19 protein-coding genes are annotated in these 23,590 nt (G+C 43.8%); 9 read left to right on the forward strand and 10 right to left on the reverse strand.

Going from position 1 to position 23,590, the window contains the following annotated elements; translation table 11 throughout:
* Positions 1–347: 347 nt before the first annotated feature.
* Both phoR and phoB read right to left on the reverse strand, forming a co-directional pair.
* Positions 348–1,652, reverse strand: a complete 1,305-nt coding sequence (gene phoR, locus GMES_RS04060; RefSeq protein WP_006991306.1) for a phosphate regulon sensor histidine kinase PhoR — start codon at positions 1,650–1,652, stop codon at positions 348–350.
* Positions 1,653–1,713: 61 nt separating this feature from the next.
* Positions 1,714–2,403 (reverse strand): phosphate regulon transcriptional regulator PhoB, encoded by a 690-nt coding sequence (gene phoB, locus GMES_RS04065; protein WP_006991307.1) that lies wholly within the window; start codon positions 2,401–2,403, stop codon positions 1,714–1,716.
* Positions 2,404–2,660: 257 nt separating this feature from the next.
* Here phoB and GMES_RS04070 point away from each other — a divergent pair, with 257 nt between their 5' ends.
* Both GMES_RS04070 and rdgC read left to right on the forward strand, forming a co-directional pair.
* Positions 2,661–4,388, forward strand: a complete 1,728-nt coding sequence (locus GMES_RS04070; RefSeq protein ID WP_006991308.1) for a sensor histidine kinase — start codon at positions 2,661–2,663, stop codon at positions 4,386–4,388.
* Positions 4,389–4,487: 99 nt separating this feature from the next.
* Complete coding sequence (gene rdgC, locus GMES_RS04075; RefSeq protein WP_006991309.1) at positions 4,488–5,393, forward strand: recombination-associated protein RdgC; 906 nt, start codon at positions 4,488–4,490, stop codon at positions 5,391–5,393.
* A gap of 76 nt (positions 5,394–5,469) precedes the next feature.
* Here rdgC and GMES_RS04080 read toward each other — a convergent pair whose 3' ends face one another.
* Positions 5,470–6,306, reverse strand: a complete 837-nt coding sequence (locus GMES_RS04080; protein WP_006991310.1) for an HDOD domain-containing protein — start codon at positions 6,304–6,306, stop codon at positions 5,470–5,472.
* A gap of 265 nt (positions 6,307–6,571) precedes the next feature.
* Between GMES_RS04080 and GMES_RS04085 the strand changes: the two genes are divergently transcribed.
* Positions 6,572–8,260: a dipeptidyl-peptidase 3 family protein gene (locus GMES_RS04085; RefSeq protein ID WP_006991311.1), complete on the forward strand. Its 1,689-nt coding sequence runs from the start codon at positions 6,572–6,574 to the stop codon at positions 8,258–8,260.
* 187 nt (positions 8,261–8,447) lie between these two features.
* Positions 8,448–10,301: a putative bifunctional diguanylate cyclase/phosphodiesterase gene (locus tag GMES_RS04090; RefSeq protein WP_006991312.1), complete on the forward strand. Its 1,854-nt coding sequence runs from the start codon at positions 8,448–8,450 to the stop codon at positions 10,299–10,301.
* A 103-nt stretch (positions 10,302–10,404) separates the two neighbouring features.
* Here GMES_RS04090 and GMES_RS04095 read toward each other — a convergent pair whose 3' ends face one another.
* Genes GMES_RS04095 through folB form a run of 4 tightly spaced genes read right to left on the reverse strand, consistent with a single transcriptional unit; the run spans position 10,405 to position 12,466 of the window.
* Entirely contained in the window at positions 10,405–10,770 is a 366-nt protein-coding gene (locus GMES_RS04095; RefSeq protein WP_006991313.1) for a histidine triad nucleotide-binding protein, read from the reverse strand.
* 24 nt (positions 10,771–10,794) lie between these two features.
* On the reverse strand, positions 10,795–11,595 hold the full coding sequence (locus tag GMES_RS04100; protein ID WP_006991314.1) for an undecaprenyl-diphosphate phosphatase: 801 nt from the start codon (positions 11,593–11,595) through the stop codon (positions 10,795–10,797).
* Positions 11,592–12,110 (reverse strand): 2-amino-4-hydroxy-6-hydroxymethyldihydropteridine diphosphokinase, encoded by a 519-nt coding sequence (gene folK, locus GMES_RS04105; protein ID WP_006991315.1) that lies wholly within the window; start codon positions 12,108–12,110, stop codon positions 11,592–11,594. Before folK ends, GMES_RS04100 begins: the two co-directional genes overlap by 4 nt.
* The gene (folB, locus tag GMES_RS04110) at positions 12,107–12,466 is read right to left on the reverse strand and encodes a dihydroneopterin aldolase (RefSeq protein ID WP_006991316.1); all 360 of its coding nucleotides are present in this window, start codon (positions 12,464–12,466) and stop codon (positions 12,107–12,109) included. Before folB ends, folK begins: the two co-directional genes overlap by 4 nt.
* Positions 12,467–12,542: 76 nt before the next feature.
* On the opposite strand from folB, the gene plsY reads away from it, so the two are divergent.
* Positions 12,543–13,145: a glycerol-3-phosphate 1-O-acyltransferase PlsY gene (gene plsY / locus GMES_RS04115; RefSeq protein WP_039986528.1), complete on the forward strand. Its 603-nt coding sequence runs from the start codon at positions 12,543–12,545 to the stop codon at positions 13,143–13,145.
* Between the two features lie 65 nt (positions 13,146–13,210).
* On the opposite strand, the gene tsaD is transcribed toward plsY, so the two are convergent.
* The gene (gene tsaD / locus GMES_RS04120; RefSeq protein ID WP_033186437.1) at positions 13,211–14,224 is read right to left on the reverse strand and encodes a tRNA (adenosine(37)-N6)-threonylcarbamoyltransferase complex transferase subunit TsaD; all 1,014 of its coding nucleotides are present in this window, start codon (positions 14,222–14,224) and stop codon (positions 13,211–13,213) included.
* Between the two features lie 219 nt (positions 14,225–14,443).
* Between tsaD and rpsU the strand changes: the two genes are divergently transcribed.
* The 4 genes from rpsU to rpoD all read left to right on the forward strand — a co-directional run bounded on the left by rpsU (position 14,444) and on the right by rpoD (position 19,095).
* Positions 14,444–14,659, forward strand: coding sequence for a 30S ribosomal protein S21 (rpsU, locus tag GMES_RS04125; protein ID WP_006991319.1), 216 nt, complete (start codon positions 14,444–14,446; stop codon positions 14,657–14,659).
* A gap of 84 nt (positions 14,660–14,743) precedes the next feature.
* A complete protein-coding gene (locus tag GMES_RS04130) occupies positions 14,744–15,187 on the forward strand; it encodes a GatB/YqeY domain-containing protein (protein ID WP_006991320.1) in 444 nt (147 codons plus the stop codon).
* Between the two features lie 154 nt (positions 15,188–15,341).
* Positions 15,342–17,108 carry a DNA primase gene (gene dnaG, locus GMES_RS04135; RefSeq protein WP_006991321.1) on the forward strand — a complete coding sequence of 589 codons (1,767 nt, stop codon included), beginning with the start codon at positions 15,342–15,344 and terminating at the stop codon, positions 17,106–17,108.
* 145 nt (positions 17,109–17,253) lie between these two features.
* Positions 17,254–19,095 carry an RNA polymerase sigma factor RpoD gene (gene rpoD / locus GMES_RS04140; RefSeq protein ID WP_191917720.1) on the forward strand — a complete coding sequence of 614 codons (1,842 nt, stop codon included), beginning with the start codon at positions 17,254–17,256 and terminating at the stop codon, positions 19,093–19,095.
* A gap of 256 nt (positions 19,096–19,351) precedes the next feature.
* Here rpoD and GMES_RS04145 read toward each other — a convergent pair whose 3' ends face one another.
* Together GMES_RS04145 and GMES_RS04150 are read right to left on the reverse strand one after the other, a co-directional pair.
* Positions 19,352–22,462, reverse strand: a complete 3,111-nt coding sequence (locus tag GMES_RS04145) for an efflux RND transporter permease subunit (RefSeq protein WP_006991323.1) — start codon at positions 22,460–22,462, stop codon at positions 19,352–19,354.
* Positions 22,463–22,467: 5 nt separating this feature from the next.
* On the reverse strand, positions 22,468–23,532 hold the full coding sequence (locus tag GMES_RS04150) for an efflux RND transporter periplasmic adaptor subunit (RefSeq protein ID WP_006991324.1): 1,065 nt from the start codon (positions 23,530–23,532) through the stop codon (positions 22,468–22,470).
* Positions 23,533–23,590: the final 58 nt, after the last annotated feature.

Raw genomic sequence — 23,590 nt, forward strand, 5'->3', positions numbered from 1 at the left:
TAAACGAGTGATTTTTTAATGTGTTTTAAAATTTGCACGAAGATTACCGAAGCTCGGTGACATTTTTGTTACATATAAAAACTGTCAGAAAAGTTTAATAAAAGTGTCACGTAAAAAGCATTGATCGGCCGAATATTGCCCTTAAAAAGCAACGAAACTTGTTTTATTTCAATAGACTAGGCGTGGTTGAATGGTAGCGAACGTTTTTCGGTATGTATGGAACATTCTAGCCGTGTCACAGGCCTGCAGCCCTAATGCACTAATTTAACATTAGGGCGAATAGCTGGGCGCATTCTGAGGAGGCACTTATTAATGCGGATTGGTATTTTGCTCTTTGCGACACGCAGCTAGGCTTGCTTCACCGATAATTCGTGAGAAAAAGCGAATGAAAATTCACTGCCCTGCCCGACTTTGCTTTTGATACGCAAGCGAGAGTTATGATGATTAAGCACGTGTTTAACAATAGATAAACCTAACCCCGAGCCACCCGTTTTGCGCGAGCGCGCTTTATCGACCCGATAGAATCGCTCAGTCAGACGACCTAGGTGTTTAGCTTCAATCCCATAACCGTTGTCGGTGACTAAATACGTCGCTTGACCATCGACTAACGTCCATTGCACGTGTATTTTGCCGCCCTCTTGAGTGTAATGAATGGCGTTAAATAATAAATTGGAAAACGCACTGCGTAATTCAGTTTCTACGCCGTAGACTCTCAGGCTTTGGTCAACGTCCATCGTGATCGTGTGTTGTTTAGAGGCATTGAGGGTATCGGCTTCAATCTTGATCGTATTGAGAATTTGCGGCACATCGACAATGTTTTCGGTGGAGCGCTCACTACTGGCTTCTATTCGAGATAGCACTAATAGCTCCTCGATTAAGCACTGCATGCGCGTGGACTGAGAGCGCATTTCTTCAAATGCTTTTGCTAGAAAGGCCTCTGGGATATTAGTGGCCCCCGGCAGAGTCTCTAGATAACCATTGATCACCGTTAGAGGTGTTCGTAGCTCGTGAGACACATTGGCGACAAAATCTTTGCGCATTTTCTCTATTTGGGTGAGCTTGGTAACGTCCCTAATCAAAAGCAGTAAATGTTCATCGCCGTAGGGCATAATGCGATATTCAAGAATACGCTGATCGTTTACAGGAGACGGGACTTCTATCGGCTTTTCGTAATCTTTGTTGTGATAAAACTCGACAAATTGCGGATGGCGCACCAAATTGTAAATTCGACGCCCTGCATCGTCAGGCCAGCGCAGCCCTAACTCAATTCTAGCTAATCGATTGCACCAAATAATCGCTGCATTCGCATCAACCACAACGGCTGCATCAGGCAGAGCTTCGGACCCTTCACGGAAGCGTTTAACTAATAACCCTAGTTCTTTGCGTTTAGTGCGATTTCGCCTTTGCAGCGTGTAAATACCGTCATATATATGCTCCCACACGCCATTGACTCTGGGGGGAGTAATTTTTTTACTCTGCCACAACCAATGGTTTAGTCGATATATGTTCCAGTAATGGCTCGCCAAGAGCAGTAACGCACCAATAGCGACGGCTAAGCTTGGCTCTGAGAAATACCAGCCAAGTAAGATAACCACCAAAAAGTAGGCCGCTAAACGGCCTAGGCTTCTAAGCCATGAGAAAGGGTAATACATGGCAGCTACTGTTCTCCTTTGCAGCCGACGAATACGGAAGTTTCAGTATAGACGGGCTAGATTACACTTTTACTGAAAAGCGGTAGCCTGAGCCACGAACGGTCTGGATCATGCTGTCATGACCAAAGCGTGATATAGCTTTGCGTAAGCGACGAATGTGCACATCTACAGTACGGTCTTCCACGTATACATTTGTACCCCAAACGTTATCCAGTAGTTGCTCACGGCTATACACCCGCTCAGAGTGAGACATAAAGAAATGCAGTAACTTAAATTCAGTCGGCCCCATATCAAGTGGTTCATCATTGGCGGTCGCACGGTGCGAAACAGGATCGAGTTTTAAACCATTGAATTCAATAAGTTCATCACTGGATGTAGGCGTAACGCGGCGAATAACCGCTTTTATTCGGGCAACCAATTCCTTGGGTGAGAAAGGTTTTGTCACGTAATCATCGGCACCTGAATCAAGCCCACGTACTTTGTCTTCTTCTTCGCCCCGGGCCGTTACCATTATAATGGGAATATCACGGGTAAATTCATGTTGCTTTAGACGCTTCGCAAGTTGTACACCGCTGCCACCTGGCAACATCCAGTCCAACAAAATAAGGTCCGGGTAAGGCTCAACGACCTTTTCTAAGGCGACATCAAAATCTTCTGCTTCAATCGTTTCATAGCCAGATTGCTCTAAGACAAATTTTAACATTTCCCTGATCGGCGCTTCATCTTCAACCAGTAATACTCGTTTGGCCATTTTCAATTTCCTGTTCATGACAAAGTCCGCAATTATTCGTTAGGTCTGTGACATTTTTATTAAAGTTACCATAAACAGCGTAATAACCTTGCCTAAAACACTTAAGTAACCCTAATTTTTTGTCATATTATGGAAATAAAGCAATTATTTTCAGTTACTTGTATTTCATTACAAGGAGATTGCAGTTCGTCACTGTGACTTGTTAATTTAATCTATAGGGCATATTCTTAATTTTCATCTATCTCACGGATTGGCATATGACTAATGAAAAAAGCACATTATCAAAGAAACTTTTGACACGTGTGCTGTCGGTGTACTTTATATTGACTCTCATTGTCACTGTGGGACAAATTGTCACCGAGTATGTAAATGCTAAGAGTCATATTGAAGGTGAGCTACAAACATTAAAAAACACCTTTAGTACCAGTTTGACTAGAGCCATGTGGGAATTAAACATGGCGCAAGCTAAATCGATTGCTACAGGGTTAATGGAATTACCCATAGTAGAAGGAGTGCAAATTCGTGACGAAAATGGTCAATATATTGCTAACTTAGGACTTACCTCAGAGCAACCCCAATCCCCCATCACCAAGGGTGTGGTGAAAGATCATACGGGCAGCACTTTTGGCTATAGTTTTCCGTTAATATTTGAGTTTTCAGGACGTACATCATTGGTCGGTGATGTTACCTTGTACTCCAGTGCGCAAATAATTTTTAGCCGTATTGAAGTGGGTATATTCTTTCTTATTGGTAACGCGATTATCAAAACCGCGTTCTTAGTGTTTCTGTTTATGAGCGCTTTTCGCACCATGCTGACGAATCCCTTAAACGAGTTGCGCCAGCAAATTTCAGATTTCGATATCAATGACTTAGAGTCTTCAAAATTACATTTAAATGTGACTGAAAAAAATGAGTTCACGGTTTTAGAGCAAGCCTATAATAGCCTGGTTGACGGCATGGTGGACTTCCAAAAGCGACTTAATGGGACGCAGGCCGAGCTGCGAGAAGCCAACCGAATGCTGGATGACCATAATATTTCGCTAGAGCAAGAAGTTGCTAAGAAGACCGCGACATTGAGTAAAATAATGCTCGATTTAGAGCAGCAAAAAGACGAACTGATAGTTAACCAACGAGAGCTTCGCCAAGAAAACGAAAATCGTCAATTTATTGAAGATGAGTTGCGCAAAAGAAACAGTGAGTTAGCGTCGTCCATGGATACCCTTCAACTGGCTAAAGATCAGTTAGTCGAATCAGAGCGCATGGCATCACTAGGAGGGTTGGTTGCCGGTATCGCCCATGATGTAAATACTCCGTTGGGCGTCGGCGTCACGGCCACCAGCTTCTTGCAAGAGAGATTAAATACGTTGGAGAAAGCCTTCCAAGAAAAAACGCTGACTGGCAGCACAATGAACACGTTTTTATCTGATGCTCAACAAACCATTACCTTGCTGACAAATAATTTAAATCGCGCATCAAACTTGATATCGAGCTTCAAACAAGTGGCTGTTGACCAGGCAAGTGAAGCTGAAAGAGAGATCGACTTAAAAGAATATCTCAATGAAATTATTCAGTCATTAGCCCCAAGCTTGAAGAAAACCCAACACATCATCAATATTAGTTGCCCTGACGACGTTGTTATTGTTTGTGCACCTGGTATGTTGGCGCAAATTTTTACCAACATGGTGATGAACTCTGTCATTCATGGCTTTGAAGATATGAGTAAAGGCACTATCGACATTGCAATAACCAAGCAACCTGAAACGTTAACCATTGATTATCGCGATAATGGGAAAGGTTTGCCTAAAGACTCATTAGCGAAGCACTTTGAGGCTTTCTACACCACTCGGCGCGAGAAAGGTGGCAGCGGTTTAGGGACACACATCATGTATAATTTGGTCACCCAAACGTTAAAAGGTGATATAGAAGTGTTCAGTGAACCTGGTAAGGGTTTGCGATACGTACTGACTATCCCGCTACATTCTTAACGCTAGGTTTGGCAGTTTTGCATAAAGACTGCTAGTCTAGCGACCGTTTTTTATTTATCCCCAATTGTTTTCATTCCCTTATCAACGGACATTACTTTTATGTGGTTCAAAAACCTAAAACTCTATCATTTGACGCAAACTCTCGACTTAACAGAAGAAGACATACAAGACAAACTCGCTGAATTCCCCTTTCGTCCTTGTGGTTCGCAGGAGCTAGCGACTATGGGCTGGACATCGCCAGTCGGCCAAGGCGATATGTTAGTACACAGTGCAGGCGGCAAGTTTTGGTTAACGTTGAAAAAGCAAGAGCGGATCTTGCCAGCGGCAGTAGTGAATGCCGAGTTAGCGGACAAAGTTGCGCTAATGGAGGCTGAAACGGGCTCAAATGTAGGTAAAAAAGCGCAGCAAGAAATGAAAGAAGAGATCATTCAGCGCTTACTTCCCCAAGCTTTTACTAAAAATAGCTTTAGTCACGGCTTTATCTCTACTCAAGACAACTTAGTGGTAGTAGACGCCAGTGCAGATGGCAAAGCTGAGACTTTCTTGGCCATGTTGCGCAAAGCTATTGGCTCTTTGCCGGTTGTCCCCCTAGCAAAACAAAGTGTGCAGGAAGAATTAACACATTGGTTAACGGACGACTCTGTGCCGAATGATGTGGTAATTTTAGAAGAAGCGGAACTTCGCTCAATGGAAGAAGACGGTGCGATCGTGCGCTGTAAAAACCAAGATCTTGGCAGTGAAGAAATCGCAAATCACTTGAGTGCAGGCAAAACCGTTCAGAAAATTGCTATCGAATGGGATGAAACGTTCAGTGCGTTGCTACAAGAAGACATGGCAGTCAAACGCCTTAAATTCACCGATGTCATGACAGAGCAAAATGACGATATCCCTAAAGAAGACAAATTAGCTAAAATGGATGCCGATTTCGCCTTAATGTCTGCCGAAATCGTGCGCTTTTCAAAGCGCTTAGTAGAGATATTTAATCTGCAGCAAGATCAAGAATAATCCCGCTGGACAGCCATAAGAAAGCCAGCAACGTGCTGGCTTTTCGCTAATGTGCGTACTTACTCGCGTTCACGCCTTAAGCGAATACAGCAATGGCGCTATCGTAAAGCTCTTGATAGTCTTCTGATTGCAAGACAGTCAAGTCTTCCAATATCCCCTTTTGCACAGCTAAATTGAGCAGAGCGTCTTTCTGGGAGTCATATAAGCCTGCCATTACCGCACCTAAACGAGTGAAATCTAGATAGGAAATCATATCCGTCTGGACTGACATATCGCGCCAATTTTCAGCAACATTAACAAATTCTTGCTCGAAGCCCCATTCACGCATGATGCTAGCACCAATTCGCCCGGCTAATTTATCGATCGCCACATTTAAAAAGGTAGGGTTGGCAAACACTTCAGGGTGACGTTCGGCTTCGGTCAAAATCGGTAATACACCAATATTGTGGACTAAAGCAGCAAGGGTCATGGTGTCTAGATTAAGAGTACGATTTTTGGTTTCTTTAACATGTAGTTGCATAACCGACATCGCGGCCGCGACCACTTTTAGGTTTTGTTGCCACACATTATCCAAGTAGTTTTTCACAATATCGTTTTTAGATACGAACAGTTGCTCCATTGCTAGCGCAGTCGCAATATTCTTTATCTGACGTAAACCGATACGGGTAACAGCTTGCGAGGTAGACGTTACTTTGACACTTCTGCCCATGTAAGAACTGTTGGATATTTTGATCATCCGCGCTGAGAGTGACGGATCCTGCCCAATGACATCAGCCATGGCATTTAGGTTAATATTCGGATCGTCCGCAGCCTTTCTAACTTTCAAAGCAATTGCGGGAAGCGTTGGCAGCACTAATGTATCGTTGTTTATTTTTTCGACCAAGATGGTTAATAACGCATTTTCTGTAGACATTTTCCAACCTATTGTGTGTCACTCATTATTTAGCCAGTTCACTTACTATAGCAACCTAGCACCAATCTGCATCCAAGCGTTTGATATAATTGACTAAGATAAACGTCTTCAGCCAGTACTTTCTCATTCGCAACGTTCAAATAATCCTAACATAGAATATTCATTTGACGATCAGTCTTTAGCAATATCTCGGTATCGAGCTAATTTACTCGAAGCAGATGACATGTTAAAAGATTCTTTTAGTTCGCCATTTTAAGGTTTAATTATGTGGAAAAAGTCCATTGTCAGCGCAGTATGTTTCGCCGTTTTTGCAACCGCTTGTACATCTTCTACAAATACCGCTTCGGTACCTGCTCAAGTAGCAAACGATTCATTATCCGGCCTCACTGTGCTTGCTAATAGCAAAGACCGATTAGACATATACCAATCAGTGCCGTTAACAGCCGACCTTTCCTCGCTCTCGGCGAATCAAAAGCAAATGCTAGGCCTGCTTATCGACGCAAGTAAAATAATGGACGATTTATTTTGGCAACAAGCTTATGGCAGCGATAAAGCGCAGTTTTTAGCACGTATTGCAGGTGACGACGTGCAAAAATTTGCTGCGATCAATTATGGCCCCTGGGACAGACTAAATGGCGATAAACCGTTTTTAACTAACACGAAAGAAAAGCCGTTAGGCGCCCAGTTTTACCCTGAAGACATGGGCAAGGCTGAGTTTGAAAAAAGTGAATTTGCAGATAAAACAGGTTTGTATTCCATGGTTATTCGTGACCGAGACGGCTCGCTAATAGCCGTTCCTTACGCCGAGTATTTTGCCAAACCGTTACAACAAGCAGCGAGTCTATTAAATGAGGCTGCTGAGTTGGCTGGCGATCCTGCTTTTGCCAATTACTTACGCCTGCGCGCAGACGCTTTGCTTAGTAACGAGTATCAAAAATCTGATTTCGCTTGGATGGACATGAAAAGCAATCCAATTGAATTAGTGATTGGCCCAATTGAAACTTACGAAGACCAGTTATTTGGCTACCGCGCAGCGTTTGAAGCCTACGTGTTACTCAAAGATTTAAGTTGGAGTGAACGTCTGAGTAAATACGCGGCTTATCTGCCTGAATTGCAGACTAATCTGCCCGTTGGCGAAGCGTATAAAAAAGAAATGCCTGGTGCCAATGCTGATCTCAATGCTTACGATGTCATTTATTACGCAGGCCACTCAAATGCGGGTAGCAAGACCATCGCCATTAACTTACCAAATGATGAGCAAGTGCAATTAGAGAAAGGCACACGACGTTTACAGTTAAAAAATGCGATGCGGGCAAAGTTTGAAAATATCTTGTTGCCAATTGCAAATGAGTTAATGGTCCCTGAGCAACGAAAGCATATTACCTTTGATGCGTTCTTCGCCAACACCATGTTCCACGAAGTCGCCCATGGGCTAGGAATTAAAAATACGATTAATGGCAAAGGAACGGTGCGCCAAGCGTTAAAAGAGCACGCCTCAGCGTTAGAAGAAGGTAAGGCAGATATTCTTGGCTTATACATGGTTAGCCAATTGCTAGACAAGGGCGTTATCACTGAGGGAGAAATTGAAGATTACTACGCAACCTTTATGGCGGGTATCTTCCGCTCGGTGCGTTTCGGTGCTAGCTCTGCGCATGGTAAAGCAAATATGATCCGCTTTAACTTTTTCCAAGAATATGGTGCTTTTAGTCGCAATAAAGAAGGGCTATATCAAGTCAACATGGCTAAGATGAGTAAAGCCATAGATGCATTATCGAAGTTAATTTTGACCTTGCAAGGTGATGGCGATTACGCTGGAGTGAGTCAGTTGGTGACTGACAAAGGGGTGATTAAAGAAACGTTAGCAGCTGATTTAAAACGCCTAACAGATGCAAATATTCCGGTAGATATCACCTTTGAACAGGGCAAAAATATACTTAAGTTGAAAATGCCATAACGTAATAGCATGATATTTTTACTATAGAACTACTCTTGCTGTGCTAAATTTATCGATATCCGGGTAGGATGGACGAAACTTTATCAATAGCAATCAATCTCTTTCAAAAAGCACAGAACAAGATGCCGCCGAGCTGCTGTACCAAAACAGCATAGGCGGCATACTTGTTTCGCTGTTCGCCGCGACCATGCTGGTTTTCGCTTTTGACAATACCAACTTAGTGACGTTCAAACACACTTGGTGGTGGGTGATGCTTGCTGTCGTTTGTGTTCGATTACTTGATTCACTCTGGTGGCGTACCAAACAAAAAGGGCAAAAATACAATGGCCACCGCGCAACGCTCAGATTTGTCACGGGCACATTTGTAACAGCCGCGATGTGGTGTATTTATTGTTTAGGCGTTTACGCTACCGCTGACACAGTAGAATTAGCCAGTACAATCATTATTGTGGCCGCCATGGCAGGCGGTGCTGCCAGTGTCTTAGCTGCCCATAAAAAAACGGCTATGGCCTACTCAGTCATATTGCTGGTGCCATTTTCAATTGGCCTGCTCCTTTCCGATGATGATTATCGTCAAGTATTGGGAGTATTGGGTTTATCCTTCGGGTTGGTGATGAGTATCAGCGCGAAAAAAGCGGCTGACTTCACTACCCAGGCGATTCGATTAAAAAATGAAAATGCCTCGTTAGTACAACACATGGAAGCTCAAGTGGAAAAACGTACTCGTAAAATCTATGAGCTATCGAATCTTGACCCTCTAACCGGTTTATTTAATCGCACTGCTTTTCTTAATCACTTGAAAGTAAGCCTTCAGGAGTGCGTAGAACAACATCAGCCAATGGCGCTTCTGTTTATAGATTTAGACGGCTTCAAGAAAATCAATGACACCATAGGCCACGATGCAGGTGATCAAATACTGACTCAAACAGCCTTACGTTTGAAGGAGCATTGCAACGACCATCAACTATTGTGCCGCTGGGGCGGTGATGAATTCTTAATTGCGCTGCCCAACACACAGCAAGCATCAGCCGTGGCCCAGTCAAAAGCATTAATTGATTATATCTCAGAGGCTTATACCTACGATAATGCACAACTTTCATTAGGCGCGACCATTGGGATCTCCCTTTACCCGCAACATGCAAGCGACGAATTAAAGCTCATTCAGCTTGCTGACATGGCAATGTATTATCAGAAGAAACGCGCTATATCGACTTCTGGGGTGTTTTCAAAAGAGTTAGGTAGCAAATTAACCCGAGAGCAATTTTTGAAAGATGGATTGGCGCGCGCCATAGAAAACAAAGAACTTAGCTTGTCCTTTCAGCCCATCATGGCCTCGGATAATAGCGAAATATGTGCGTTTGAAGCTTTACTACGTTGGCAAAAAGAAGGTGAGCATATTTCTCCCGTTGAATTTATTCCGATCGCTGAGCAACACGGGTTTATCCGCAAAATAGGCACTTGGGTGCTAAACAAAGCCTGCTTTGTTGCGGCATCTTGGCCTAAACCCATTGCGGTAAGTGTGAATGTGTCGGTCAGTCAATTACAATCTGATGACTTTATAACCATTGTAGAAGAAGCCTTGCTTACTAGTGGCCTTCCGGCTGACTTACTTCATTTAGAAATAACTGAATCCGTCTTTTCGTTTGATAAAGACATTATGATTTCGCGTATCAGAATATTGCAAAGTAGGGGGATTAAGGTCTCTATTGACGACTTTGGCACCGAATACTCTTCTTTATCTGTCATGCAAGACTTGGCGGTTAATACAGTCAAAATAGACCGTTCATTTGTCAGCCGATTAGATTCTAGTGGGCTGGCAATTGTTCAAGCGGTTATCAATATTGCTCATGCATTTGATTATTTGGTTGTTGCTGAAGGTGTTGAAACGAGAGAGCAAGCCCTTGCATTGCAAAAATTAGGCGTGCATTTTTCCCAAGGTTTTTATTTTTCTAAACCCATACCTGAACACAAGGTGCTGCAGTTCATCAAAAAGCCTTGTGCCAAATTAACAGATGACAACGCCATTCTGACCAAGGTATAGCGATTATAGGTTTAACAGTGGATATACACTGGGGGCATAAAAAAGCGAAGCATTTCGCTTCGCCTTTCGTTATTTTTTGTCCCTTTTTATTTTATAGCTGTTATTACTCGATTTTCAATTTATCGCTATAAGGCGGCCAGCCAAGTGGCTTACCTGCCAACACATGTAAATGAATGTGATAGACAGTTTGCCCACCATACTCATTGCAATTCATCACTGTACGAAAGCCTTGCTCTGCCAAACCGTGCTCTTTCAATATATGAGCAGCAACCCAAGACAAATGACCCACCACTTCACGATCTTCTTTTTCAATGTCATTGATGGTTGCGATGGCCTTCTTAGGTATCACTAAGAAGTGCATAGGCGCTTGGGGGTTGATATCCCTGAACGCCAAAGACATCTCATCTTCGTATAAGATCTCAGCGGGGATTTCTTTATTAATGATTTTAGTAAAAATTGTTTCACTCATACTAATACTCCTTTTTCGTCATGATTACGCGAAAACAAACAACAGCAGAATAACGCCAAGTAACATGCGGTAGATAACAAACGGCAGCATACCAATACGTGAAATCCACGCTAGAAACAGGTAAATACACGCGTAAGCACTGACAAAGGATAAAACCGCTCCTACGATTAGGGCGTTCCAATCTACCGCATCAGGAGCGCTGACTAAATCTAAGGTGGCTAGAAGGCCAGCACCAAGGATCACCGGTATTGACAATAAGAAAGAAAAACGCGCTGCGCTTTCCCTATCAAGCCCTAGCATTAGGCCAGCGGTCATTGTAATACCGGAGCGTGATGTACCGGGTATTAAAGCAATCGCTTGTGCCATACCTACGATGAGGGCACTTTTCCATGTCATATCATAAATGTGTTTATTTAAGGCCGCTTTTTTATCGGCATACCAAAGTAATAAGCCAAAACCGATTGTAGTGCAGGCAATCACCAGTGCAGAACGGGCGTACTCTTCAATAAACGCTTTACCCGCAAAACCAAATATTAAAGCAGGAATAGTCGCTATGATTACCCACCAGGCTAAACGACTGTCATCAGTTTGATTTTTACTAAAACCTGAGCTAAACCAAGCGACCAACATACGGCCAATATCGCCTCTAAAATAGATCATAACAGCTAATAAACTGCCCACATGAACGGCAACATCAAACGCTAAACCTTGGTTTTCCCACCCAAGCAGCACGGAAGGTAAAATAAGATGAGCAGAGCTAGAAATAGGTAGAAACTCGGTAATGCCTTGGATAATGGCAAGAATAATAATTTCAGTGAGAGTCATTGGCGATTAGCGCTCCATGTAAATTTGATAGGCCATAACTGTTGTTGGGATTTATCGTATTGCTGCCACAAGGAAAAGTAACTTTTATTCGCTAGCGGATGTTCTACTTCTGGTGCAATTTCCGCTAAGGGCTGCAATACAAACGCATTGTAGAGGATCTCAGGGCGTGGAAGTTCCATCGGTGTTTGAATAATGACATCATCGTATGTCAGTAAATCAAGATCTAACGTACGCGGAGCAAATTTTTTGCTTTCCCGGGTGCGCAGGTTTTCGGTTTCTATCTTCTTTAAGTGCTCGACCACTTCATTGATGGGCAAGTGAGTATCTGCCTGTACCACTAAGTTGTAAAAGTTATTCCCGTCGAACCCAACGGATTTACTTTCATAAACCGATGATAAAGTGAGTTCACCGAACGCTGCATACATAGCATCCAGACCAGCACTGATATGCTGCTCTCGATTAATATTACTGCCAACACTGATGAAAATAGTATGCTGAGGCGCTTGTGCACTCATGTATCTTTACGCTCACGAGTAAACTCAACCGCTACATTTTGCGCTGTAGGTAAAATGTCAGGTTTGCTCAATTTCAAGGTCATTTTCTGTACCGGAAATTGGCTAAAGACTTGGCTGATCATGGCTTGAGCTAGTGCTTCAATTAACGCAAATTGACTATTTGCAGCCACGTCTGTAACAGCTTGTGCTACTTCCGCGTAATTCAGCGTATCGTCAACATCATCGCTATAGGCAGGCTTTTGTAAATCACTAAATAATACTATATCGACCAGTAATCGCTGAGTCGCATCCCGCTCCCAATCGTACACGCCTATTAGAGATTGTACCTCTAAGCCTTCAATGTAAATTTTATCCATGAAAGATCCGCGCTGTTATTGGTTAAATTTTAAGGTAATCTTGGTGAATTGTACCTCGTTTACAGAACATAAGTACATGACGTCACTTAGCATTTTACTCTTTTGTAGCGCATATTTGTTGGGCTCTATATCCAGCGCGGTCTTGATCTGTCGTGTATTTACCCTGCCCGATCCGCGCAAGACGGGCTCTAACAACCCAGGTGCGACAAATGTTTTGCGCATTGGCGGTAGGCTGCCGGCAGCCTTAGTCTTTATTTTCGATGTGCTAAAAGGAACCATCCCTGTATACCTGGGCTACCTGCTAGGCATGTCCCCAATCACATTGGGGCTAGTTGGCATCGCTGCCTGCTTAGGGCACATCTACCCTTTGTATTTCAATTTCAATGGTGGAAAAGGCGTAGCCACTGCAATTGGAGCAATGCTGCCCTTGGGCTGGGAGTTATGCAGTCTGCTATTGGCCTGCTGGCTGTTGATTATCTTTATCACCGGCTATTCGTCTTTGGCCGCGATTATTTCAGTCAGCGTGGCACCTTTTATTACGTGGTTTGTCAAACCTGCTTACACAGCGCCCGTCACCATGTTATGCATACTGATAATTGTGCGCCACAGGCAAAACATCATTCGTTTGATAAATGGCCAAGAAAGTAAGATATGGGATAAAGGGCGAACGAAAGAATAGTGACAGTAGGCCGATGTTACGGCCTATTTATAACCCTTGGGAGGTACAACAGCGCGCAGCAAACATTAGATAGCTTCTAGCTCGTCAAGAGACCAGCGAGGTTGTGCCTTGGTGGCTAAGCCTTCAGTTTCACCAGCTTTCAATCTTTTGAGCCCTGCATAAGCAATCATAGCGCCGTTATCCGTGCAAAATTCTAAACGAGGGTAAAACACGGTGCCATGTAGCTTTTTCATCATGGCTTCAAATTCGATGCGCAACTGTTTATTAGCACTTACTCCGCCTGCAATTACCAGACGTTTTAACCCTGTCTGTTTAAGTGCTCGTCTACACTTAATAGCGAGGGTGTCTACGACTGCTTCTTGAAACGCATAAGCAATATTGGCTTTCGTCTGCGCTGACTGATCTGAACTACGAATTGTATTAGCTGCGAACGTTTTTAAACCGCTGAAGCTGAAATCTAGCCCAGGGCGGTCGGTCATAGGGCGAGGAAACTTATAATGCCCTGCTTCACCTTGCTCAGCCATTTTAGCTAACAAAGGCCCACCGGGGTAATCTAACCCTAGAAGCTTAGCCGTTTTATCAAACGCCTCACCTGCGGCGTCATCCACTGATTCACCTAAAATTTCGTATTGCCCAATACCATCAACGCGAACCATCATCGAGTGACCACCGGACACTAACAAGGCCACAAACGGAAACTCTGGCGCGGGCTCATCTAACATAGGGGCCAGTAAGTGTCCTTCCATGTGGTGCACCCCAACTGCAGGCACATCCCAAGCAAACGCTAAGCTGCGAGCAACAGATGAGCCAACTAACAGGGCTCCTACTAAACCAGGCCCTTTGGTAAAGGCGATGCCGTCAATATCATCCTTTGTGCAATTGGCATCAAGCAATGCTTGCTTTATTAAAGGTACAATTTTGCGCACGTGATCGCGAGAGGCTAGCTCAGGCACCACACCGCCATAATCAGCATGCAACTTTACTTGGCTATAGAGTTGATGAGATAATAAACCTTGATGTTCATCGTAAACAGCGATGCCAGTTTCATCGCAAGATGTTTCAATACCAATAACGCGCATAGTAGATGTGGTGTTCCAAGTAAATGTTAGGCCGCGCATTCTACCTTTCTCATGATGATTTCACCATATTAGAGTGAATAATCCGCGACTAATCCAATATTTCCCATATCGGGTCTTTACATTGTTAGCGTATATGATTAAAATTCCGCACCATTTTTAACCGAGCCGGTTATTTTTTGCGCTGGCAGACAAAGTATTTATTTTTGAGGTGAGATTTTAATGCCAATCGTTAAAGTTAGAGAAAACGAACCATTTGACGTAGCGTTGCGTCGTTTTAAACGTTCATGTGAAAAAGCAGGTGTTCTTTCTGAAGTTCGTCGTCGCGAATTTTTTGAAAAGCCTACTTGGGAACGTAAGCGTAAGAAAGCAGCTGCTAAAAAACGTCTTTTGAAGAAGTTGTCTCGCGAAAACGCACGTCGCATCAGATTGTACTAATTCTCTCCTAGGGTGTTTAACGTATTAAACACCCTTTGCAGTTTTATCTTAGGTTCATTTTAAGTATTTCTTCGAGTCAATTTCATGTCCTTGTTAGATGATTTAAAAAATGCCCAAAAAGACGCAATGCGCGCCAAAGACAAAGTTCGTCTTGGTACTATTCGTATGGCGTTAGCAGCGGTTAAGCAACGTGAAATCGATGAGCGTATTGAGCTCAACGACAGCGATGTCATTGCTCTGCTTACTAAGATGGTAAAACAGAGAAAAGACGCTGCGAGTCAGTTCGAACAAGCCAATCGTCAAGATTTAGTTGACGTAGAACTTGCTGAAATTGATATTTTGCACACTTTTTTGCCTCAGCCTTTGAGCGAAGAAGAAGTCAGCACCTTGATTGACCAAGCAATGGTTGAAACACAGGCAAGCGGAATGCAAGATATGGGTAAAGTAATGGCTTGGTTGAAACCTAAGGTTCAAGGTCGAGCTGACATGGGAAAATTAAGCGGTCAAATAAAAGCCAAGCTAGCTTAGCTAGACCCCTTAAATTCGCCTTAATCAATATTAAGGCACCCAAATATTTATTGAAATCAAGCCGCATTTATTTGCGGCTTGTTTGTTTATGCAGACCAAGTATAGTGCTTTTTTGCATCCCTCATGCTTTATCCGAATAAATTGAGAAGTTGACATGAACGGCCGTATACCTCGTGAATTTATTGATGATTTAATCGCTCGCACCGATATTGTTGAGGTGGTAGACAATCGTGTTAAGCTCAAAAAAGCAGGTAGAAATTATCAAGCTTGCTGCCCGTTTCATAATGAAAAAAGTCCCTCATTTACTGTAAGCCAAGACAAACAATTTTATCACTGCTTCGGTTGCGGTGCCCATGGCAATGTTATTTCCTTTTTGATGGAATATGACCGGCTTGAATTCCCGGAAGCCATTGAAGAACTAGCGCAATATCATAGTGTTGATGTACCTAGAGAAAAAAGCTCTACCCCCGCCCCAACTGCTGAGCAAAAACAGCAAAAGGCAGATGATTACGAGCTTATGGAAACCATATCGCGCTATTTCTCTCAGCAACTTAAGGTGCATAGCGATAAAGACAAAGCTATCGACTATTTAAAAAAGCGCGGCCTAAGTGGTGAAGTCGTGAAGGCGTTTGGTATAGGGTACGCTCCATCCGAATGGGACGCCGTACTTAGCACTTTTGGGCGCACACCTGAAGCGCAACAACAACTGCTAGATTTAAAGCTCATCACAGAGAATGATAATCGCCGTCGGTTTGACTTCTTTCGCGAACGTATCATGTTCCCTATTCGGGATAAGCGCGGTCGTATAGTTGGTTTCGGGGGCCGAGTATTAGGTGACGGTACGCCCAAATACCTTAACTCTCCCGAAACGCGCATATTCCATAAAGGCAACGAACTTTATGGTTTCTATCAAGCAAAACAAGCACATCGCAACTTGCCTCGAGTCATGATTGTTGAAGGTTATATGGATGTGGTGGCCCTCGCCCAATTTGATATTAATTACGCGGTCGCATCGTTAGGCACAGCCACCACCCCAGAACACATACAAATGCTATTTCGTACTACCAGCGAGGTCGTTTGTTGCTATGACGGCGACCGAGCTGGGCGAGAAGCAGCTTGGCGCGCATTAGAAAATGCCTTGGCATATCTAAAAGACGGCGTGGAAATGAAATTCTTGTTTTTACCCGATGGAGAAGACCCTGATACTCTGGTGCGCCAGATTGGTAAAGACGCATTTGAGCAAAAACTGGTGAGCGACTCTGTACCTCTGTCTAAATTTTTCTTTGATAATTTACTGCAGCGTCACCATATAGGTAGTGCAGAAGGTAAAGCAGCGTTAAAAGCAGAAGCAATGCCGTTAATTGAGCAAATATTAGGGGATAATCAACGAGCGATTTTAACCTCTGATCTCAGTACGCATATGGGCGATAGAAACCGCCACCGCTTAGAGCAAGACGTAGCCAAAGCGAATCAGCATAAAGCAGGCGCAAAACTGGACTTTACCGCTTTGAATAAAGCCAAGATTTCTCCTGTAAGGATGATGATCCGCTTACTACTTGACCAGCCAGGGATTGCTATCGAGTGTCAGCATGCTAATCCCGCTGCATTGGGCGATATGCAGGTGCCTGGCTTGGACTTTTTAAGCGAACTTTTCCAGTACTGTTTAATTAAACCCTCTGCCAATACCGCCCAAGTGTTAGAGCATTTTAGGGATCATCCTCAGAGTAAGAATCTCGCTAAATTGCTCGGTTGGGAATACGCTGAAGAAAACCAAGCATTGGTTTTTAAAGATAGTTTTGCCAAGTTACTGGATTGGCACTTTAAAAGTAGGATGGACGAGCTCATGTCAAAAGCGCGCTTGGGAAATCTCAGTTCAGATGAAAAACAAGAGCTGAACCTACTTGTAAAAGAACAAAAATGACCCAACATCTAGCCCAAGGGTAGTCGAGTCTGCTATACTGGCTAATTCGCTACAGCCTCGAGCCCAAGCAAAGTATTTAGCATTTTGAGCCCATTAATGGGTCCTCAGGGTGCAATTTTAACCCAAATCGAGAAGTGTAAGGTATATGGTGCAAAGCAAGCAGTCGCAGATAAAACTCCTCATTGCAAAAGGTAAAGAACAAGGCTACTTGACCTTTGCCGAAGTAAATGATCACCTGCCTCAAGACATAGTTGACTCGGATCAAATCGAAGACATTATCCGCATGATCAACGACATGGGGATCAAAGTGTTTGAAAACGCTCCTGATTCCGATGAACTATTGATGCAAGAAACCACGACAGATGAAGAAGTCGCGGAAGCCGCCGCCCAAGCCCTAGCTACGGTAGAAAGCGAGATTGGTAGAACAACAGATCCTGTGCGTATGTATATGCGTGAAATGGGTACGGTTGAGCTGTTAACTCGTGAAGGCGAAATTGTTATCGCCAAGCGCATCGAAGAAGGTATCAACCAGGTTCAATGTTCTGTTGCAGAATACCCTGAGGCAATCACCTACTTGCTTGATCAGTGGGACATGTACGAAGCCGAAGAAATTCGCTTAAGTGACATCATTGTTGGTTTTGTTGACCCTAACGAAGCAGACAATATTGCCCCTACCGCTACTCACATTGGTTCTGAGTTATCTGAAGAAGAGTTGGAAGACGAAGATGACGATGGCGATGATAGCGATGATGAAGACGAAGAAGAAGAAGATACAGGCCCAGATCCAGAAGAGGCCCGTGAGAAGTTTTCTGAATTACGTGTTCAATACGAAAAAACGCGCGATGTAATTGCATCTGAAGGCCGTTCTCACGCTAAGTCACGCAAAGAAATTGATGAATTAAGCGAGATTTTCAAAGAGTTCCGCTTAGTGCCTAAGCAGTTTGACCGTATGGTTAAAAACATGCGTGGCATGATGGATCGCATCCGTGTGCAAGAGCGCATTGTGATGAAACACTGTGTTACTGCGGCAAAAATGCCTAAGAAAGACTTCATTAAGGCGTTTTCTGGCAACGAAACCAGCACTGATTGGTTGTTCGAAATTCTTGCTTCTGACGCGCCTTATGTTGAAGAGCTTAAAGTACATCAAGAAGAACTAGAGCGTAGCATCGGTAAAATGAATGCCGTTGAAGACGAAACCGGCTTAATCATTGCCGACATAAAAGACATTAACCGTCGTATGTCGATTGGTGAAGCGAAAGCTCGCCGTGCGAAGAAAGAAATGGTGGAAGCTAACTTACGTTTGGTTATCTCAATCGCGAAGAAGTACACCAACCGTGGTTTACAATTCTTGGATCTGATCCAAGAAGGTAATATCGGTTTGATGAAAGCAGTTGATAAATTTGAATACCGCCGTGGTTACAAGTTCTCGACTTATGCTACCTGGTGGATCCGCCAAGCAATTACGCGTTCGATTGCGGATCAGGCACGTACCATTCGTATTCCTGTGCACATGATCGAAACAATCAATAAATTGAACCGTATTTCTCGTCAGATGTTACAAGAAATGGGCCGCGAACCAACACCAGAAGAGTTGTCAGAGCGCATGTTAATGCCTGAAGACAAAATCCGTAAGGTGTTGAAAATTGCTAAAGAACCAATTTCAATGGAAACCCCTATCGGCGATGATGAAGATTCACATTTAGGTGATTTCATTGAAGATAGCACCATTGTGCAGCCTCTTGATTCTGCCACTGGCGGTAGCTTGAAGAACGCCACTCAAGAAGTATTAGCAGGCCTAACCGCCCGTGAAGCGAAAGTATTGAGAATGCGTTTTGGTATCGATATGAACACGGATCACACGCTTGAAGAAGTCGGTAAGCAGTTTGACGTTACTCGTGAGCGTATTCGTCAAATCGAAGCGAAGGCACTGCGCAAACTACGCCACCCAAGCCGCTCTGAGCAGCTACGCAGCTTCTTAGACGAGTAATAATAAAACGTAAGCAATGCGCTTATGTCTTTTATTAGCAAGTACAAAAAACCGGATTCAATATCCGGTTTTTTTTCGCCTACGTTTTAACTAGACTGCACTTCAGTCAATCATCTATTCGCTACAGAATAGGTCCACACCACGTTAATAAGTAGTCACTCTTCAAGAGTTAAAAAAATCCAATGCTCTGTTGATGGAACACAAAAAAGCGGCATGGGTGTTGTCACTCATGCCGCTTTTACATAATAACTCTAAGTTAGAAATCATCCCCCTTAACGTAAGGAATTTCATCTTCGAGTTTCTCTAGCTTGTGAGTGATAGCCAGCGGCGAGCCAGTGTTACGTGCTAACCAATAGTAAGCAGTGGGAACCACAAACAAGGTCAGTAGCGTTGATACAAGTACTCCAGCGAAAATCACCATACCGATAACCGTTCTGCTTTCGGAGCCAGCACCACTTGCAAACACCAGTGGTAATGAACTAAAGATAGTAGTGAAACTGGTCATCACGATAGGCCGCAGGCGCAACATGGCGGCGCGTTTAAGGGCTAATTCAAACTCAGCACCAGCATCACGTAGTTGATTGGCAAACTCTACAATCAGAATGCCGTTTTTGGCCGCAAGCCCAATTAACATCACTAAGCCGATTTGGCTGTATATATTCAGCGTCATTCCCGCAAAATATAATCCGATAAAGGCCCCTACTAACGCCAATGGCACAGTGAGCATGATAACTAACGGATGCACCCAACTTTCAAATTGAGCCGCAAGGATCAAATAAACGATTACCAACGCCATTAGGAAGATAAAAATAATCGAGTTACCCGACTCCTGATAAAGTTGAGACTCTCCTTTGTAATCTACCGACACACCCTCTGGTAATTCGGTATCAACAATATTGTTGAGGTAAGCTAGTGCTTCACCCACCGTGTAACCGTCTGCTAGGTTCGCATCAATTGTAATACTGCGCATGCGATTGTAGCGATTTAAGCGTGAAGACGTTGCTCGCTCCTCCACTTTCAGTAGGTTATCCATTGGGATCAGTTCGCCGGTTCTAAATGAGCGCACATACAAATTATCAATACTTTGTGGGCTGCGATAGTCCTCACGGCGACCTTCTAAGATCACATCGTATTCTTGGCCACGATCCAGAAAGGTCGACACACGGCGTTGGCCTAACATCGTTTCTAACGTAGTACCAATATCGCTCACCGATACCCCTAAATCTGCTGCACGCTCGGTATCGATATTAATCAATAGTTGCGGCAACGTTTCTTTGTAGTCTGAATCTAACCGCAGCAAGTTAGGGTTTTGTCGGGCAATTGACAGAAGCTTATCCCGCCACTCAACCAACTCTTCATAGGTGTTCCCTTGAAGTACAAACTGTACTGGGCGTCCAACACCGCGCCCGCCTAGACTTGAGCGCATGATAGCGAACGCTCGCACATCAGGAATAACAGACAACTTTTGACTGATTTCATCCATCAAATCAAATGTAGAGCGTTTTTTGTCATCCCCTATTGGGGTGCCTACAATTGCGATGCCTGCACTGCTGCCAAAGCCTGGTAATCGAACGAGTACTCGCGTTGCTTCTCCCGTGTCTAAATACGGCAGAATGATCTCTTCTACCTTTTTCATGCTTCTACTATTTTCTTTAAAGCTTGCGCCCTCTGCCGCTTGGATCTGTATAAAGAAATTGCCCCGGTCTTCTTTAGGTACAAATTCACTAGGTAATATCTCTACCAATCGTAACAAACCAACAACACTCACCAGAATAAGTAACGCCATTAGAATAGGTTGATGAATGGTTTTGCCAAGCACCTTAAAGTAGCTGCCTTCAAACTTGGTGAACGACCTGTTCATCCACGCATTTAACCCTGTAGAACTTTCGGTTTTTGTTAACAGTTTAGAGCTCAACATAGGTATCAGCGTTAATGCAGTGACACTTGAAAATGCCACTGCAGCAGCTATTGCCAAAGCGAACTCGGTAAATAACCGACCTATATTTCCTTGTAAAAATACTAAGGGTACGAACACCGCGATCAACACTAATGTTGTTGCTATAACAGCAAACCCGACCTCACGTGCTCCGCGATAGGCAGCTAATAACGGCGGCTCACCTAACTCTATACGACGTGAAATATTCTCAAGTACTACAATGGCATCATCCACCACCAACCCAATGGCTAACACTAATGCCAGAAGCGTTAATAAGTTAATAGAAAAGCCTAGGGCGTACATCACGGTGAACGCGGCGACTAATGACACAGGTACTGTCACCGCAGGGATGATCGTCGCACGGATATTGCCAAGGAAAATATAAATAACTAACACCACCATCAACATCGCAATGGCTAGCGTTTCATATACTTCGTTTATTGAGGCTTCAATAAACACTGAGGAGTCATAACTCGGTACAATGAAAATATTATCCGGCAAGGTCTGCTGAATTTCATCTATCGCTTCTTTTGCAGCTCTTGCTACCTCTAAGGTATTGGCTTTCGATTGCTTGGTAATACCTAAGCCAATCATATTCACGCCATTACCACGAAACTCTGTTTCGTCGTCTTCTGCGCCTAGCTCAACAGTAGCCACTTCACCTAAACGAATAAGATATCCGTCAGCGCCTGCTTTAACTGGAAGTTTTGAGAAATCATCCGGACTTAAATAACTGCGTGCAACACGCACATCAAAATCTCGTTGATCCGACTGCACTTCCCCGGCGGGAAGCTCCACATTTTCAGCCTGAATGACCTGCTCTATATCTGCAACAGTAATGCCTCTAGCCGCCATAGCATTACGATTAAGCCAGACTTTCATGGCGTAACTACGGCCGCCCCCTAAACGTACGTTTGCCACCCCCTCGGCCACCGATAATCGGTCTACCAAGTAACGGTCGGCGTAGTCGGTTAGCTCCATAACACTCATGTTGTCACTGCGCAGGTTGTACCAAACAATGACGTCATCATCTGAGGTTGATTTTGATACCTCGGGAGGATCTGCCTGATCCGGCAGGTTGTTAAGCGCTCGGCTTACTCGCTCACGCACATCGTTAGAAGCAGCGTCAATGTCTCTGGAAAGATTAAATTCCACATCGATTGAAGAACGGCCGTTTCTGCTGGTCGATTCAATATTTTTAATCCCTTCTATACCACTGATACGGTCTTCTAGTAATTGGGTGATCCGGCTTTCTATGATGGCTGCTGATGCGCCAGTGTAGGTTGTATTAATTGATACAATGGGAGGGTCAACATCTGGATACTCCCGCAATGACAGGAACGTCACAGCAACAATACCAAACACAACTAAAAGTAAATTGACGACCGAAGCAAATACCGGGCGTTTAATGGAGATATCAGATAACAACATTACATTTACCCTTGAGATGCGTGCATAGACAGCACATTAACATCCGAGCCTTCGCGCAGACGAAGTGCACCTTGAATCACAACCTGCTCGCCTTCCTGCAAACCAGACGTTATCTGTGCAATACCAGGTTTTCGCAAGCCCACTTTAACTTCCTTACGAGTCACTTTATTATCTTCAATCACAAACACAAATTGCTTGTCTTCAATAGGGACTAAAGCACCTTCTGGTATTGTCAGCGTCTCGAGAATTTCTTTTTCAAGATGAATTTGCAATAACATGCCAGGGCGAAGCTTTAGCTCTTTGTTATCGATAATTGCGCGAATTTGGATTGCGCGAGTAACAGGGTCCACACGGGACGCAATACTGGAGATTTCACCTTCAAATGTTTCTCCTGGGTATGCTACTGATGTCGCCGACACCTGCTGACCTTTGCGTACACTGGGTAAATGCGACTCAGCGATAGTAAAGTCCATTTTGATAACATGTAAATCATCTAATGTTGCAATTAAATCCCCAGGCATCACCAAGGCCCCTAAGCTTACTTGACGCACACCTAGTAAGCCGCTGAACGGCGCACGTAACTCTAGTTCTTCTAACTGTGCCTTGGCTACTTCTAATTGTGCTTTGAGGGCTTTTACATTCGCTTCCTGTTCATCTAGTAGCTGGGCAGAAGCAACGCTTTTTTGTGCTAAGTTGTCGATACGCTTTAACTGGCGTTTCGCTTCTTGTAAATTAATGTCGAGCTCATTTAATCGCGCTCTTTCTTCACGATCGCTCAACTTAATAAGTAGCTGACCTTTCTTAACCAAATCCCCATCGTCAAACTCTATACTTTGCACAATGTCTGACTTTTGCGCCGTCAACATAACTGATTCGTTTGCATTCGCAGTTCCTAGCGCTTCAACTGTCACAGGAAACTTTTCTTTCACCATAGTATATGCAGTCACAGGAGTCGCACTCGGCTTCTGCCGTTGCTCCTCTACGTCAGTAGGCAAATACAAGTAAACAAGTAACCCACTCGCCAAAATCAGCGCAATTAGAATGGGTGAAAATGAAATTCCTTTGGACATGGAGAAACCTTTTTATGTGTTAAATTCTGAGTGTATGCTTTCTACGACTAAAGCCGCA

It is taken from the genome of Paraglaciecola mesophila KMM 241 (genome assembly GCF_000315015.1).
Taxonomy (GTDB): Bacteria; Pseudomonadota; Gammaproteobacteria; order Enterobacterales; family Alteromonadaceae; genus Paraglaciecola; species Paraglaciecola mesophila.

Excerpts from the sequence above, each read along its gene's own strand:
- rpoD (WP_191917720.1), top strand. The coding sequence starts at position 17,254 with ATGGTGCAAAGCAAGCAGTCGCAGATAAAACTCCTCATTGCAAAAGGT.
- GMES_RS04070 (WP_006991308.1), top strand. The coding sequence starts at position 2,661 with ATGACTAATGAAAAAAGCACATTATCAAAGAAACTTTTGACACGTGTG.
- folK (WP_006991315.1), bottom strand. The coding sequence starts at position 12,110 with ATGAGTGCACAAGCGCCTCAGCATACTATTTTCATCAGTGTTGGCAGT.
- GMES_RS04130 (WP_006991320.1), top strand. The coding sequence starts at position 14,744 with ATGTCCTTGTTAGATGATTTAAAAAATGCCCAAAAAGACGCAATGCGC.
- GMES_RS04100 (WP_006991314.1), bottom strand. The coding sequence starts at position 11,595 with ATGACTCTCACTGAAATTATTATTCTTGCCATTATCCAAGGCATTACC.
- phoB (WP_006991307.1), bottom strand. The coding sequence starts at position 2,403 with ATGGCCAAACGAGTATTACTGGTTGAAGATGAAGCGCCGATCAGGGAA.
- GMES_RS04090 (WP_006991312.1), top strand. The coding sequence starts at position 8,448 with ATGCTGGTTTTCGCTTTTGACAATACCAACTTAGTGACGTTCAAACAC.
- phoR (WP_006991306.1), bottom strand. The coding sequence starts at position 1,652 with ATGTATTACCCTTTCTCATGGCTTAGAAGCCTAGGCCGTTTAGCGGCC.
- plsY (WP_039986528.1), top strand. The coding sequence starts at position 12,543 with ATGACGTCACTTAGCATTTTACTCTTTTGTAGCGCATATTTGTTGGGC.
- tsaD (WP_033186437.1), bottom strand. The coding sequence starts at position 14,224 with ATGCGCGTTATTGGTATTGAAACATCTTGCGATGAAACTGGCATCGCT.
- GMES_RS04080 (WP_006991310.1), bottom strand. The coding sequence starts at position 6,306 with ATGTCTACAGAAAATGCGTTATTAACCATCTTGGTCGAAAAAATAAAC.
- GMES_RS04150 (WP_006991324.1), bottom strand. The coding sequence starts at position 23,532 with ATGTCCAAAGGAATTTCATTTTCACCCATTCTAATTGCGCTGATTTTG.
- GMES_RS04145 (WP_006991323.1), bottom strand. The coding sequence starts at position 22,462 with ATGTTGTTATCTGATATCTCCATTAAACGCCCGGTATTTGCTTCGGTC.
- dnaG (WP_006991321.1), top strand. The coding sequence starts at position 15,342 with ATGAACGGCCGTATACCTCGTGAATTTATTGATGATTTAATCGCTCGC.
- folB (WP_006991316.1), bottom strand. The coding sequence starts at position 12,466 with ATGGATAAAATTTACATTGAAGGCTTAGAGGTACAATCTCTAATAGGC.
- GMES_RS04095 (WP_006991313.1), bottom strand. The coding sequence starts at position 10,770 with ATGAGTGAAACAATTTTTACTAAAATCATTAATAAAGAAATCCCCGCT.
- rdgC (WP_006991309.1), top strand. The coding sequence starts at position 4,488 with ATGTGGTTCAAAAACCTAAAACTCTATCATTTGACGCAAACTCTCGAC.
- GMES_RS04085 (WP_006991311.1), top strand. The coding sequence starts at position 6,572 with ATGTGGAAAAAGTCCATTGTCAGCGCAGTATGTTTCGCCGTTTTTGCA.
- rpsU (WP_006991319.1), top strand. The coding sequence starts at position 14,444 with ATGCCAATCGTTAAAGTTAGAGAAAACGAACCATTTGACGTAGCGTTG.